Source organism: Kibdelosporangium persicum, assembly GCF_013280595.1.
Taxonomy (GTDB): Bacteria; Actinomycetota; Actinomycetes; order Mycobacteriales; family Pseudonocardiaceae; genus Kibdelosporangium; species Kibdelosporangium persicum.
Genome location: NZ_JAAATY010000008.1, coordinates 234531 through 248550, shown reverse-complemented (window position 1 = coordinate 248550; position 14020 = coordinate 234531). Strand labels below are relative to the sequence as shown.

Here is a 14020-nt window from a genome sequence, read left to right as displayed (position 1 = left end):
GATCCACCCAACGGCAGCCTGCCGGTCGAGGTGTGGTTGGCTCCCCTCGCGCGCCCACATATGTAGCGGGGGATAGTATCCAGTCCGTCGCCCGGACAGCTGTCTTGGCGCGGCCCCGAACGAGAACCACCACTGGAGGCACGGAAGTGACGGCGGTAGCCCCCAAGCCGATCGCGACTCGACCGTTCCCGGCGGGTAAGACGGTCAAGGGTTCGTACCTCCTGCGGTTGTTCCGCACTACGGACCACAAGCAGATCGGGATCATGTACCTGGTCACCGCGTTCGCCTTCTTCATGGTGGGCGGCGCGATGGCGATGCTGATCCGCACCGAGCTCGCCGTGCCAGGACAGCAGTTCCTGTCGCAGGAGCAGTACAACCAGCTGTTCACCATGCACGGCACGATCATGCTGCTGCTGTACGCGACGCCGATCCTGTTCGGGTTCGCCAACTTCGTGCTGCCGCTGCAGATCGGCGCGCCGGACGTGGCGTTCCCGAGGCTGAACGCGTTCTCGTACTGGCTGTACCTGTTCGGCGGGATCATCGTGATCTCCGGCTTCCTGACCCCGGGTGGCGCCGCCGACTTCGGCTGGTTCGCCTACACCCCGCTGTCGGACAAGATCCACTCACCGGGTGTCGGTGCCGACCTGTGGATCTCCGGCCTGGTGGTGTCCGGTCTCGGCACGATCCTCGGCGCGGTCAACATGATCACGACCGTGGTCTGCCTGCGCGGCCCGGGCATGACCATGTTCCGGATGCCGATCTTCACCTGGAACATACTGATCACGGCCATCCTGGTGCTGATCGCGTTCCCGATCCTGACCGCGGCCCTGCTGGGTCTGCTCGCCGACCGCCATATCGGCGCCCACGTCTTCGATCCCGCCAACGGTGGCGTGATCCTCTGGCAGCACCTGTTCTGGTTCTTCGGCCATCCCGAGGTGTACATCGTCGCGCTGCCGTTCTTCGGCATCGTCTCCGAGATCATCCCGGTGTTCAGCCGCAAGCCGCTGTTCGGCTACAAGATGTTGGTCTACGCGACGCTGTCGATCGCCGCGCTGTCGGTGGCCGTCTGGGCGCACCACATGTACGCGACCGGCGCCGTGCTGCTGCCGTTCTTCTCGTTCATGACGTTCCTGATCGCGGTGCCGACCGGCGTGAAGTTCTTCAACTGGATCCTGACCATGTGGAAGGGCCAGCTGACGTTCGAGTCGCCGATGCTGTTCTCGGTCGGCTTCCTGGTCACGTTCCTCTTCGGTGGCCTGACCGGCATCCTGCTCGCCGCGCCGGCGATCGACTTCCACGTGTCGGACACGTACTTCGTGGTGGCGCACTTCCACTACGTGCTCTACGGCACGATCGTGTTCGCGACCTTCGCCGGGATCTACTTCTGGTTCCCGAAGATCACCGGCCGGTTCATGGACGAGAAGCTGGGCAAGCTGCACTTCTGGACCACGTTCATCGGCTTCCACGGCACGTTCCTGGTCCAGCACTGGGTCGGCAACGAGGGCATGCCCCGCCGGTACGTCGACTACCTGGCCAGTGACGGCTTCACGACGCTCAACACGATCTCCACGGTCGGTGCCTACATCCTGGGCGCGTCGACGCTGCCGTTCATCTGGAACGTGTTCAAGAGCTACCGGTACGGCCAGGTCACCGAGGCCGACGACCCATGGGGCTACGGCAACTCGCTGGAGTGGGCGACCACGTCCCCGCCGCCGCGGCACAACTTCAAGGAGCTGCCGCGGATCCGGTCGGAGCGTCCGGCGTTCGAGCTGCACTACCCGCACATGGTCGAGCGGTACCGCGCCGAGGCGCACGTCGGCGCCAGCCACAAGGCCACGCCGTCCGAGGTGCTCGCGGAGAAGACCCAGCCGGACGAGATCACCGGCGGCGACCCGCACAAGAAGTAACGCTCGAGCCCAAGGTAGACGCGCCCGCTCCAACCGAGGAGGCACGCCTTGCCCGGTCCATCAAGCACGCCTGTGCTCATCACGGTGAGCGGCCCGGACAAGCCCGGGGTCTCCTCGGTCCTGTTCGCGGTGCTGACCAGGCACGGCGTCGAAGTCCTCGACGTCGAACAGGTCGTGATCCGCGGCCAGCTCGTGCTGGGCGTGCTGGTCGGCACCGACCACGACCCCGAGGGTCTGCAGGAGCTGGTCGAGCAGGCGATGGCGACGGTGGCCATGCAGGTCACCGTCGAGATCGGCGCGGACACGCTCACCCCGGCCAGGGTCGGTTCGACCCACGCCGTGATCGTCCTGGGAAGGCCCGTCACCGCACGGGCCTTCACCGAGGTCGCCCGGCGGATGGCCGCGCTGGGCGTCAACATCGACGCGATCCGCCGCGTGGCCGACTACCCGGTGACCGGTCTCGAGTTGCACGTCTCGGTCGCGGATGACACGCCCGAAGCCGACGGCCTGCTGCGCAACGCGCTCGTCGAGGTGGCTTCCCGGGTGGGCCTGGACGTCGCGGTCGAGCGGGAAGGCCTGACCCGGCGGGCCAAGCGGCTGATCGTGTTCGACGTGGACTCCACGTTGATCCAGGGCGAAGTGATCGAGATGCTCGCCGCCAAGGCCGGCTGCGAGGAGCAGGTCAAGCAGATCACCGACGCCGCGATGGCCGGTGAGATCGACTTCACCGAGTCGCTGAACCGGCGGGTGGCCGTTCTGGAAGGCCTGCCCGAGTCCGTGCTGGACGAGGTCGCCGGCGCGCTGGAGCTGACGCCCGGTGCCCGCACGACGGTCCGGACCCTCAAGCGGCTCGGATTCCGGTGCGGTGTCGTGTCCGGCGGGTTCACCCGGATCATCCAGCGCCTGGTCGACGATCTGGGCCTGGACTTCTGCGCGGCCAACGAGATCGAGGTCGTCGACGGCAAACTGACCGGCCGTGTGATCGGCGAGGTCGTCGACCGGCCCGGCAAGGCTGTCGCGCTGCGCCGCTTCGCCGAGTCGTCCGGGGTGTCGCTGGCCCAATGCGTGGCTGTCGGTGACGGCGCCAACGACATCGACATGCTCTCCGCGGCGGGTCTGGGCATCGCGTTCAACGCCAAACCCGCGCTGCGCGAGGTCGCGGACACGGCCCTGTCCCACCCGTACTTGGACGTCGTGCTGTTCGTGCTCGGCGTGACCCGTGCCGAAGTCGAAGCCGCGGACGCGGCGGACGGAATCGACGGCGAACGGCTGTGACCAGCGGCATCCTCGCTCCACTGGCCGCGCGCTACGCCTCGTGGCTGGCTCTTCCGGCCGATCAGACCAACCAGGTCGAGACAGCGCCGGAGCTGGTCAGGGCGATGCCGGTGATACTGCGTATCGAACGGGACCCGGTACCGAGCCGGACTCCGGTCCTGGAGGCAGCGGCTGCCGCGGCCATCGCGGTGTGCCTGGACCCGCGCGCCGAGCCGGAAGGCGAGTGGCACGAGCCGGTCAGCGCCTGGGTCGCCGGGCACATCCGGAAGGTCTCCCGCCGGGCTCGCGGCGCGCATTGGCTGGCGGTGCAAGCCTTTCCGGGCGTCACCGTCGAGGTCGACGGCGCCGAGGTCCGCGCGCTCGTGCCTGGCCTGGTGGTGGAGACGCCCAGGGAGATCAGCCGCCTGCAGATCTCCGGCAGCGAACTGCCCGCCGACGAACCCGGCCCCGTGCCGGACGGCGTGCCGGTTCTCTGGCTGAACCCGGCTGTCCCGTTGACCGCGGGCAAGGCGGCCGCTCAGGTCGGCCACGCCAGCATGTTGCTCGCCGCACTGCTCGACGAGCCGGACCTCAAGGCGTGGGCGGAAATCGGCTTCCGCTGCGCGGTCCGGACGCCGAGCCGCGAGCAGTGGGCCTCGCTCCACCCCGGCGACGACCCGGGCGGCGCCTGGCGTGACCGCCGGGTGATCGCGGTGCGCGACGCCGGGTTCACCGAGGTCGACCCGGGCACGGTGACCGTCCTCGCCCAGTGGCGCGCCTGATGCGCCACCCTCGTTGAGCAGGGTGTTCTCAGATCTGGACGCCATGCGGCGACCTGCCCCGCCACCACCACGTGAACCAGGCCTGGACCCGAAGGCGGCCCCGAGGGTGAGCGTGCGTCACTCATCGCCGACAAAACTGGTCAGCCGGTCACCACGGTCACGCCGAGCTTGGTCGCGGCCTCGTTGATCGGCTGGAAGAACGTGGTCCCGGCGCTGGCGCAGTCACCGATCCCGCCGGACGTCACCCCCTGGGCCTGCGTGCCGCTGACGAACGGCCCGCCCGAGTCGCCAGGCTCGGCGCACACCGAGGTCCGGGTCAGGCCGCGGACGATCCGGCCTTCGCCGTAGTTCACCGTCTCGTCGATCGCGGTGATCTCGCCGCACGCGAAGCCGGACGTCGCGCCCGACCGGCATACCGAAGCACCGACCGGCGCCACCTCGGTGCCGGTCACGGTGATCGGCCCGCCGTCCCGCGTGTCGACCGAGGAGGCCGGGATCCCGGCGGCCGGGTCGGTCACGTCGACCAGGCCGAAGTCGCCGTCGGTGTCGAACGTGCCCGCGTTGACCCGGCCGAATTCCAGGCCGTCGCTGAGGACCACCGCACCGGCCGCGGTGCAGTGCCCGGCGGTGATGAAGTGCTTCGTTCCGGCGGGCGTGGTCGCGGAGAACCCGATCGAGCAGCGGGCGTCGCCGACGGTGAAGCCGCGTCCGCCGATCACGTCCGCCAGCACGCGGGGTTCACGGTCCGACCTCTCGACGCGGACCAGGTCCCCGTTGCCCTTGGCCTTCTCGATGAACTCGTCCGCCGTCCCGTCCTTCTTCGCCTCGATCACCACGCTGTTCGTGGCCGGGTCGACGTACCAGGAGAAGATCGACGACGGGGCGGACCCGCCCATCCGGTCGATCCGGGTCTTCTGGCCGACCAGACCGGCCAGGTTGTTCTTCATCATCCGGGGTTCCGCACCGGCCCGCTGCACATCGCCGAGATACGCCCGGTCGATGATGCCAACCATCAGCTTGCGCTTGGTGTTGTCGTACCAGGCGCCCGCGTACGCGTTGCCGAGTTTGCGGCGCAACGAGTCGACCATCTTGCTGAGGTGGGCTTCCTCGCGGGCCCGTGCCTTGGCCTCGTCGGGCGTCAGCCGCACGTCCTTGCGCATCGTGGGTTCCAGCGGAATGGACGATCCCACCTCGACGGTCTCGTGCGCCACCGGTGACTGGTTGGTCGTGGCGATCGCGGTGAGCGTGGCCGACACCGTCACACCGATCACCAGCCCCACAAGGATCCTGCGGTTGAACGGGCGCGGTTCATCCACCCGGTGCGACCCCATACGGCTGTCTCCCTCACCTTCCGCGATGCCTCCGTAGGGTGGTACGGACGGCAATGGGATGGTGGTTCAACTATTGAGCCGGGCCAATGCACCTCTTACAACTGACTGGTCGTAGGTTGTCCAGAAGGGAGGAAGCGACGCGCGGAGGAAGCCGCCATACCGTGCGGTCGCGAGCCGCGAGTCGAGGATCGCCACGACGCCCTTGTCGTCATTGGACCGCAGCAGACGGCCCGCGCCTTGCGCCAGCAACAGTGCCGCGTGCGTCGCGGCGACGGTGAGGAACCCGTTGCCGCCGCGCGCCTCGACCGCCCGCTGACGAGCCGACGCCAACGGGTCGTCCGGACGCGGGAACGGGATCCGGTCGACGACCACCAGTTGCAGTGACGGGCCGGGCACGTCGACGCCCTGCCACAGCGACAACGTCCCGAACAGGCACGTGGCCTCGTCCTCGGCGAACTTGCTGACCAGCAACGACGTGGAATCCTCGCCCTGGCACAAGATCGGGTGGTCCAGCCGCTCCCTGAGCTCGTCCGCGGCCTGCCGGGCGGCCCGCATCGACGAGAACAGCCCCAGCGTGCGGCCACCGGCGGCGTTCACCAGGCCTTCGAGCTCGTCGAAGAACGCGGGTTGCAGACCGTCGCGGCCAGGCGGCGGAAGGTGCCGCGCCACGTACAGGATTCCGCTTTTCTCATGGGTGAACGGCGATCCGACGTCGATCCCGGACCAGCGCGGCATGTCGTTGTCGGCGGGCGGCGTGATGTCCGTGGCCGTGCCTTCGGCCTTCTGGGAGGGCCGCTGCTCGACGGGCAGGCCCCACTGGCGGGCCAGGGCGTCGAACGATCCGCCGAGTGTGAGCGTCGCGGACGTCAGGACGGTGGTGCATTCCCCGAACAGCCGCTCCCGCAGCAGTCCGGCTACGCCCAGCGGCGCGACCCGGAGCGCCGGAGGCCGCGGATTCCCACCGATCATGTCCGAACTCAGCCACACGACGTCACGGCGTTGTGCGTCGTCCGTGTCGAACGCCTCCAGGACCCGGACCGCGGTGTCGTGGATTTCCTCCAGCAACGCGATCGCCTGACGCCGTAGCGTGGTCGACTCGACGTCCTGTGACGAACGGTCCGGTCCTAGCGCGGTGATGCACGCGTGCGCGGCGTCGCGAGTCACCCGCAGCACGCCTTCCAACGGGCGCGGCAACTCGTCCAGCCTGCCCTGCGGCAGGTCGCCGAAGATCTCCCGGATGCCTTCGCCGGCCTCTTCCAGCCGGTCGACGATGTCCTCGGCGATCTGCCTGCCGCAGCGTTTCACCGCGGCGGACACCATGCCCGCGGTCAGTTCGGCGGTGGCGACCGACGTGACCCGGTCGACCAGTTCGTGGGCCTCGTCGATGATCACGACGTCGTGCTCGGGCAGGACCTGGTAGCCCTGCAGGGCGTCGATGGCGAGCAGCGCGTGGTTGGTCACGACGATGTCGGCCCGCCCGGCTTCGGCCCGGGCCAGTTCCGCGAAACAGTCCGTGCCGAACGGGCACTTGTCCTTGCCGAGGCATTCCTTGGCCGACACGGAGACCTGCCGCCACGCCTGGTCGGTCACACCGGGCACGAGCTCGTCGCGGTCGCCCGTCTCGGTCTCCGAGGACCATTCGAAGAGCCTTTTGACGTGCCTGCCGAGTGCCGAGACGGCGAACGGGTCGAACAGCGCGCCGTCGTCCGGCTCCTCCGGTGCGCCGGTGTCGAGCCGGTGCAGGCACAGGTAGTTGCGGCGGCCCTTGAGGATCGCGAACGTCGGCTCCCGCCCGATCGACGGCTTCAGCGCCTTGGCGAGCCTGGGCAGATCACGGTCGACCAGTTGGCGTTGCAGCGCGATGGTCGCCGTGGAGACCACGACGGTCCGGCCGCTCTCGATCGCGTGGTGGACCGCGGGAACCAAGTACGCCAACGACTTCCCGGTGCCGGTGCCCGCTTGGACGGCCAGGTGCTCGCCTGTTTTGATCGACTTGTGCACCGCTTCGGCCATGGTCACCTGACCGGGCCGTTCGGCACCGCCGACCGCTTCGACGGCGGTCGTCAGCAGTTCGCGCAGGGACGGGAGGGAGTCGGCGGTTCGGGGCACGGACCGACGGTACCGGCAGGCACCGACATCGCTTTCAGACCCTCGGTGCTGTCAGGCCCTCGACCGCGTCGCGTCGACCAAGGCGGTAACGGCCGGATGCCACGATCCTGAAGCGGGACCGGTCAAAACCAAGCGGCGTTTCAGTTTCTGCTTCAAAGGCACGAGCACGACCCGGTTGTCGATCATGGCGCCCATCAGGCTGGGCACGATCGAAACGCCGATCCCGGCCTGCACCATCGCGATCAGGGTGGCGCCTTCCCGAACCCGGTGCGTCGGCCGCAACCGGCTCGTCGTCCGCCGGTAGAGCTCCCGGATATGGCGCTCACATCCGCCGTCGGACAACAGGAACGGATCGTCGTCCAGGTCCGGGATGTCGATCACGTCCTCGCCCGCGAGCGGATGGTCACGGCGGAGCAGTGCGCGGAACTCGTCCGCGCCGATCTCGGCCCCGTCATGGCCGTCCGGATCGACCAGGACCGCCGCGTCGATGGTCCGTTCGGCGAGCCACTCGACGATCTCGTGGTCCTCGCCTTCGAAGACCCGGACCGTGATGCCCGGGAAGTCGCCGCGCCACTTCGTCAGCAAGTCCGGCAGCAGGCCCTGGCACACGGTGGCCGGCGCGGCGAGCCGGATGGTGCCGGTGGGCTGGTTCGCGTTCTCGGCCACCAGGTCGTCGATGGCGGACGCCGCGCCGACCGCGGCCCGTGCGTGTTCGACCAAGCGCGCGCCGAACGTGGTCAGTTGTGGCTGTTTGGTCCGGTGCAGCACCGGACTGCCGACCGCCCGCTCGAGCGCCGCGATCGCGTGCGAGACCGCGGACTGGCTGATGCCGAGCGCGGGGGCGGCCGCGCTGAACCCGCCCTCGTCGACCACGGCGAGGAACGCCCTCAACTGAGCCAGATTGACGGTCATGAGCGACTCTCATGGATCTCGCAGGCCAACTTGTTGGACTCATTGTGCCGGATCGGGCGAACCTCGTGTCCGATCACCGCCGGACACGCCCGGCGGAGCCGGTCACGGTGGGAGCGTGATGAGAAAGCTACGTGTAAGCGCAGGTCAACCGGGATGGCGCGACGAGGGGGCCACCGGCTGGGTGCCCGCCTTCCTGGTGTTGTCGATGATCTGGGGATCGACGTTCTTCCTCATCAAGATCGCGGTCAACGCGGGCGTCGCGCCGATGTGGGTCGCGCTGTGGCGGTGTGTCTTCGGCGCCGCCGCGTTGTGGCTGCTGGTCCTCGTGACGGGCCGGCGGATGCCCCGTGATCCGGCGGTGTGGGGCCACGGCGCCGTGGTGGCGCTTTTCCTGAACGCGGTGCCGTTCCCGCTGTTCGCGTTCGGCGAGACCAAGATCAGCTCGGTGCTGGCCGGGGTCTGGAACGCGACCGTGCCGCTCGCGACGCTGGTGTTCGTACTGATGTTGTTGCCCGACGAGCGGCCGACCGCCCGCAGGCTCGTCGGAATGGCCATCGGGTTCGTCGGTGTGCTGGTCGTCCTCGGGGTATGGAACGGCGTCGACACCGGTCCGTTGGTCGGGACGCTGGCCTGCCTCGGTGCGACGACCTGCTACGGCGTGGCCTTCGCGTACACGCGACGCTTCATGTCCCACCGGCCCGATTCGGCGATGGTCCTGGCGGCTGTCCAGGTCACGTGCGGGACGCTGGAACTGGGTCTGGTCACGCCGGTTTTCGCAGGTGGCCCGGGGTGGCCAGGTTTTGGCGCCATGGCCGCGTTGCTGGTGCTCGGCGCCCTGGGCACCGGGGTGGCCTACCAGTTGAACTTCGTCGTGATCCGGGCGGCGGGGTCCACCGTGGCGTCCACGGTCACCTACATCACCCCGCTGTTCTCCACCGCGCTCGGCGCGGTGTTCCTGGCCGAACCAGTCGGCCTGAACACCGTCGCCGGCGCGGCGCTGATCATCCTCGGGATCGTGCTGAGCCGATCACGGGGCGGTTCACGGGATGGATCAGGACCGGCGGTTGGCCAGCGCCCACGCACCCGGCAGCAGCCCGGCGGCCAGCAGGATCTTGATCCCGTCGCCGACCAGGAACGGCAGCAGCCCGCGCTCGATGGCCGTACCCAGGTCCATGCCGGTCGCGGCGGCGAGCCACGACACGCCGATCGCGTAGATCACGACATTGCCTAGCACCATCGTGGCGATCGTGCGCAGCACCGTACGGTCGCCACCGCGCGCGGCCAGCGCGCCCACCAGGACCGCGGCCACAGCGAAACCGACCAGGTAACCACCGGTCACGCCGAGCCAGCCGGACTTGCCGTCCTGGAACCACGGCACCCCGGCCATCCCGGCGACCAGGTACAGCAGCATCGACGCGGCGCCACGCCGCCACCCCAGCCCGGCGCCGACGAGCAGCGCGCCGAAGGTCTGCCCGGTGATCGGCACCGGGCTGCCCGGCACGGGAAGCACGACCTGTGCCGCGAGCCCGGTGAGCGCGGCGCCACCGACGACCAGCGCGGCGTCCCGGACGAACGTGCGCGGCACGAGGTCGGCGAGCACGGCCGGACGGGCCGGAACAGGTACAACAGACACGGTTACCTCCAGAATCGATCTCTCCTCACGGCAGGCTAATTGCCGGAACTGGAGGTTCGGCTGTGGCGATCCCAACACCCGCGCGCCGACCGGCGTCACCGCTGGTGCCGGTCACGCCAAACCGGACGGCTCGGCCGGTGCCGCGGTGTTCCGGAGGCGCGGCGGCCTGATCGCCATGCCCGCCGCGTTCCCCGTCACGCTGCGAGCTCGCTCAGCCGACCCGGGGACTTCCCACGAGATCGGCACCCGCGTCACGCAGCTGGTCCAGCGCCGAGTCGACCGTCGGCTGCGCCACACCCGCGGTCAGCTCCAGCAGGACCCGCGTGTTCAGCCCGGCCCGCGTCGCGTCGAGGGCGGTGGCCCGGACGCAGTGGTCGGTCGCGATACCGACCACGTCCACGTTCGTCACGGACCGAGCCTTGAGCCAGTCGGCCAGCGAGCTGCCGTCCGCGGCCTCACCCTCGAAGCCCGAGTACGCCGCGGCGTAGGCGCCCTTGGAGAACACGGCCTGGATCGCCGTGACATCCAGCTCGGGGTGGAACGACGCGCCGGGCGTGCCCGCGACGCAGTGCACGGGCCACGTGTCGACGTAGTCCGGGTTGTCGCTGAAGTGCGCGCCTGGATCGATGTGGTAGTCCCGGGTGGCCACCACGATGTCGTACGGCGTCCTGGCGATGTGCTCGCTGATCGCCGCGGCGACCGCGGCACCGCCGGTCACGGCCAGCGAGCCGCCCTCACAGAAGTCGTTCTGCACGTCCACGACGATCAACGCGTTCGCCACTGGCACTCCCTCAGTCGCTCGTCCCTCAGCCGATGAACCCTCAGTCGATGAAGACAGTGGGGATGGCCGGCTCGCCGTGTGACAGCTTCAAGCCCTCCCACGGCAGGCTGACCAGGCCCCGCTTCACGCGCTTGCGGCACTGCTCCAGGGTGGGCGGGTCGGCCACCGGCTGTCCACCGCGCAGGAACGGCACTTGCAGATCGCGGTCGTTGTCCGTCATCGCCGGCCACTGCTTGTCCGGCTTGTACACGACCTCTTCCAAGGCCGTGCCGGTCGGCTTGTGGCGCCGCATCGCGCCCTTGCGCCCGCCCCGGGACTCCTTGTGGGAGCTGCGCTTGGCCACCGCGCGGCCGTCCACTTCGACCAGCTTGTAGACCATGCCCGCGGTCGGCGCCCCGGACCCGGTGACCAGCGCGGTGCCCACGCCGTAGGCGTCGACCGGCTCGGCACGCAGCGCGGCGATCGCGTATTCGTCCAGGTCACCGGACACCACGATCCGGGTGTCCTTGGCGCCCAGGGAATCGAGCTGGTCCCTGGCGAGCCGGGCGAGCACGCCGACGTCGCCGGAGTCGATCCGGATGGCACCCAGGTCCGGCCCGGCCACCTCGATCGCGGTGTTGATGCCGTTGGTGATGTCGTACGTGTCCACCAGCAGCGTGGTGCCCACGCCGAGCGCGTCGACCTGGGCCTGGAACGCGGAGCGCTCGTCGTCGTGCAGCAACGTGAAGGCGTGCGCGCACGTGCCCGCGGTCGGAATGCCGTAGGTGCGGCCCGCTTCCAGGTTCGACGTGGTCGCGAATCCGGCGATGTACGCGGCCCGCGCGCTGTCGACCGCGGCGTCCTCGTGGGTCCGTCGCGAGCCCATCTCGATGATCGGACGGCCGTTGGCGGCGCTGACCATCCTGGCCGCGGCGGAAAGGATCGCGCTGTCGTGGTTCAGGATCGACAGGATGACCGTCTCCAGCACGACTGCCTGCGCGAACGTGCCGCGGACGGTCAGGATCGGCGAGCCGGGGAAGTAAAGCTCACCTTCAGGGTATCCGTCGACATCTCCAGAGAATCTGTAAGAAGCGAGCCAGTCCAGGGTCCGCTTGTCGACCACTTCGGACTCGCTCAGCCTGCTCAGCTCGTCATCGCCGAACCGGAACCGGGCGATCGTGTCCAGCACCCGCTGGGTGCCGCCGACCAGCCCGTAGCGGCGGCCGTCGGGCAACCTGCGGGCGAACACCTCGAAAACACATGGCCGCTCCGCGGTGCCATCGGCGAGCGCGCCTGCCAGCATGGTCAGCTCGTAGTGGTCAGTGAGCAGCGCAGTGCTCGCGCCGGGTCCGTTCATGAAGTCAGAGCCTATGGCGCTGCCACGCGGGCGGATCACCCGGCGGCGCAAAACCCCTGAACTCGACACAACGGCTCGGCGGGGGCATGCCACCATTGGGGTATGACCACGCCAGTCGAGCTGGGGAAGACAGACGGTGCGGATCTGGCCGCCGAGGACAAGCCGTGGCAGACGATCGTCTGGAACGACCCGGTCAATCTGATGTCGTACGTGACCTACGTGTTCCAGAAGCTGTTCGGTTACTCCAGGGACAAGGCCACGAAGCTGATGCTCGACGTGCACCACAAGGGCAAAGCGGTGGTGTCCTCCGGTGACAAGGACAAGGTCGAGGCGGACGTGGCCAGGCTGCACGCGGCGGGCCTCTGGGCGACGATGGAGCGTGACTCTTGAACCCGTGGCGACGGGACGGCGACCAGGTCGTGGCCGAGCTGGAGCGCCAGGAGGCGGCCGTGCTGCGGGGCCTGGTCGGCCAGATCAACGACATGCTGCGGGCCAGGGCGGACGAGGCGCCGCAGGACGAACTGGCCGAACTGACCGGGATCCGGACGGGTCCGGCCACCGCGCCGGACGACCCGATCCTGTCGCGGCTGCTGCCCGACTTCCACCGGCTGGACTCCGACCAGCCGTCCAAGGAGGACATGGACTCCGCGGCCGCCTTACGGTCGCTGCACGAGCCCACGCTGCTGGACTTGAAGACCGGGGTGGCCGGGGTGGTGCTGGAGACCTGCCCGCCGGACGGCGGCAAGGTCCGGCTCAGCCTGGAGCAGGCGGACGCCTGGCTGTCGGCGATCAACGACGTGCGCCTGGCGCTGGGCACGGCGCTGGACGTCGAGGAGGACATGCCCGACGAGTTGCCGGATGACGACCCCCGCGCCGGCCACCTGCCGGTCTACCACTGGCTCACGGTGGTGCAGGAGGAACTCATCCACGCGATGAGCTCGTGAACTCCGGGCCGCTCAACGCGATCACCGACGTCGAGGGCCTGCTGGTCGGCCATCACCAGCAGGTCGGCGACGGCTGGGCCACAGGCACGACCGTGGTGCTCACGCCGCCGCAGACCGTCGGTGCGGTGGACGCGCGCGGTGGCGCGCCTGGGACGCGTGAGACGGACACCCTCCTGCCCGAGAACCTCGTGCAGCACGTCAACGCCATCTGTCTGTCAGGCGGTAGCGCGTACGGGCTGGCGGCCGCGGACGGCGTGATGCGGTGGCTCGCTGAGCACAACCGTGGACTGCAGGTCGGTACGCGCCCGCACGAGGTCGTCCCGATCGTGCCGTCGGCTGTGCTGTTCGACCTACCGGTCAACGCCTGGGGCAACCGACCCGACGCTGAGTTCGGGTACGCGGCGTGCGAGGCGGCGTCGAGTGGTCAGGTCGGACAGGGCAGCCTCGGAGCGGGGACAGGCGCACGCGTCGGTTCCCTCAAGGGCGGCGTGGGCACGGCGAGCACGGTCGTCGACGGGTTCACCGTGGGTGCGCTCGCGGTGGTCAACGCTGTGGGCGAGGCCGTGGACGACCTGACCGGCGTCCCGTTCGCGGCGCGTTTCGGTCTGCGGGGTGAGTTCGGGGGGCCCTGGCCCAACCGCGCGGCCACCCTGCCGGACATCCCGCGCAGGCTGCTCAACACGACCATCGGCGTGGTCGCGGTGGACGGGAAACTGGCCAAGGCGGAGACCCGGCGGCTCGCGGTGGCCGCGCACGACGGCCTGGCCCGTGCGGTGCACCCGGCGCACTCGATGTTCGACGGCGACACCGTCTTCGCCCTCGCGACGGGCACAAAACCGCTGGAAGAGGACGGCGCCGACGGGGGTGGCGCGACAAACGCGCCACTGCGGGCGCTGGCGTTGGACCGGCTCTGCGCCGCCGCGGCCGACACGTTCGCCCGCGCGATGGTCCACGGACTGCTCGCCGCTGAGGCCAACGGCGACCTCCCGGCCTACCGCGACCTGTGGCCGGAACATTCCCGCTGACACCCG

Annotated in this window: 12 protein-coding genes and 1 pseudogene; 7 read left to right on the top strand and 6 right to left on the bottom strand. The window is 69.4% G+C overall.

The features are described 5' to 3' along the window. Positions 1-146: 146 nt before the first annotated feature. Genes ctaD through GC106_RS17260 form a run of 3 tightly spaced genes read left to right on the top strand, consistent with a single transcriptional unit; the run spans position 147 to position 3943 of the window. Positions 147-1907 (top strand): aa3-type cytochrome oxidase subunit I, encoded by a 1761-nt coding sequence (gene ctaD / locus GC106_RS17270; protein WP_173131280.1) that lies wholly within the window; start codon positions 147-149, stop codon positions 1905-1907. A 48-nt stretch (positions 1908-1955) separates the two neighbouring features. Further along, positions 1956-3182, top strand: coding sequence for a phosphoserine phosphatase SerB (gene serB / locus GC106_RS17265; RefSeq protein WP_173131277.1), 1227 nt, complete (start codon positions 1956-1958; stop codon positions 3180-3182). Further along, positions 3179-3943, top strand: coding sequence for a peptidyl-tRNA hydrolase (locus tag GC106_RS17260; RefSeq protein WP_173131274.1), 765 nt, complete (start codon positions 3179-3181; stop codon positions 3941-3943). Before serB ends, GC106_RS17260 begins: the two co-directional genes overlap by 4 nt. Before the next feature lie 140 nt (positions 3944-4083). Here GC106_RS17260 and GC106_RS47830 read toward each other — a convergent pair whose 3' ends face one another. The 3 genes from GC106_RS47830 to GC106_RS17245 all read right to left on the bottom strand — a co-directional run bounded on the left by GC106_RS47830 (position 4084) and on the right by GC106_RS17245 (position 8295). Continuing rightward, a complete protein-coding gene (locus GC106_RS47830) occupies positions 4084-5259 on the bottom strand; it encodes a S1 family peptidase (protein WP_173131271.1) in 1176 nt (391 codons plus the stop codon). 81 nt (positions 5260-5340) lie between these two features. Next, a complete protein-coding gene (locus GC106_RS17250) occupies positions 5341-7383 on the bottom strand; it encodes an ATP-dependent DNA helicase (RefSeq protein WP_312872702.1) in 2043 nt (680 codons plus the stop codon). Positions 7384-7434: 51 nt separating this feature from the next. Then, a complete protein-coding gene (locus GC106_RS17245) occupies positions 7435-8295 on the bottom strand; it encodes a LysR family transcriptional regulator (protein WP_173131268.1) in 861 nt (286 codons plus the stop codon). On the opposite strand from GC106_RS17245, the pseudogene GC106_RS17240 reads away from it, so the two are divergent. Further along, positions 8294-9307, top strand: a pseudogene (locus GC106_RS17240) (DMT family transporter); the annotation flags it as partial. The gene GC106_RS17245 and the pseudogene GC106_RS17240 sit on opposite strands and share 2 nt — an antisense overlap. Positions 9308-9346: 39 nt before the next feature. Here the strand turns inward: GC106_RS17240 and GC106_RS17235 are convergent. The 3 genes from GC106_RS17235 to GC106_RS17225 form a co-directional block, all read right to left on the bottom strand. Continuing rightward, on the bottom strand, positions 9347-9928 hold the full coding sequence (locus GC106_RS17235; RefSeq protein ID WP_173131265.1) for a biotin transporter BioY: 582 nt from the start codon (positions 9926-9928) through the stop codon (positions 9347-9349). A 211-nt stretch (positions 9929-10139) separates the two neighbouring features. Next, on the bottom strand, positions 10140-10709 hold the full coding sequence (locus GC106_RS17230; protein WP_173131262.1) for an isochorismatase family protein: 570 nt from the start codon (positions 10707-10709) through the stop codon (positions 10140-10142). A gap of 40 nt (positions 10710-10749) precedes the next feature. Beyond that, positions 10750-12045, bottom strand: a complete 1296-nt coding sequence (locus GC106_RS17225; protein WP_173131259.1) for a nicotinate phosphoribosyltransferase — start codon at positions 12043-12045, stop codon at positions 10750-10752. A 102-nt stretch (positions 12046-12147) separates the two neighbouring features. Here GC106_RS17225 and clpS point away from each other — a divergent pair, with 102 nt between their 5' ends. From clpS to GC106_RS17210, 3 genes are read left to right on the top strand one after another with little or no spacing between them, the layout of a single operon-like run. Continuing rightward, positions 12148-12435, top strand: a complete 288-nt coding sequence (gene clpS, locus GC106_RS17220) for an ATP-dependent Clp protease adapter ClpS (RefSeq protein WP_173131256.1) — start codon at positions 12148-12150, stop codon at positions 12433-12435. After that, a complete protein-coding gene (locus GC106_RS17215) occupies positions 12432-12989 on the top strand; it encodes a DUF2017 domain-containing protein (protein ID WP_173131253.1) in 558 nt (185 codons plus the stop codon). Before clpS ends, GC106_RS17215 begins: the two co-directional genes overlap by 4 nt. Beyond that, on the top strand, positions 12986-14014 hold the full coding sequence (locus GC106_RS17210) for a P1 family peptidase (RefSeq protein WP_312872701.1): 1029 nt from the start codon (positions 12986-12988) through the stop codon (positions 14012-14014). Before GC106_RS17215 ends, GC106_RS17210 begins: the two co-directional genes overlap by 4 nt. Positions 14015-14020: the final 6 nt, after the last annotated feature.

Excerpts from the sequence above, each read along its gene's own strand:
- GC106_RS17245 (WP_173131268.1), bottom strand. The coding sequence starts at position 8,295 with ATGACCGTCAATCTGGCTCAGTTGAGGGCGTTCCTCGCCGTGGTCGAC.
- GC106_RS17225 (WP_173131259.1), bottom strand. The coding sequence starts at position 12,045 with ATGAACGGACCCGGCGCGAGCACTGCGCTGCTCACTGACCACTACGAG.
- clpS (WP_173131256.1), top strand. The coding sequence starts at position 12,148 with ATGACCACGCCAGTCGAGCTGGGGAAGACAGACGGTGCGGATCTGGCC.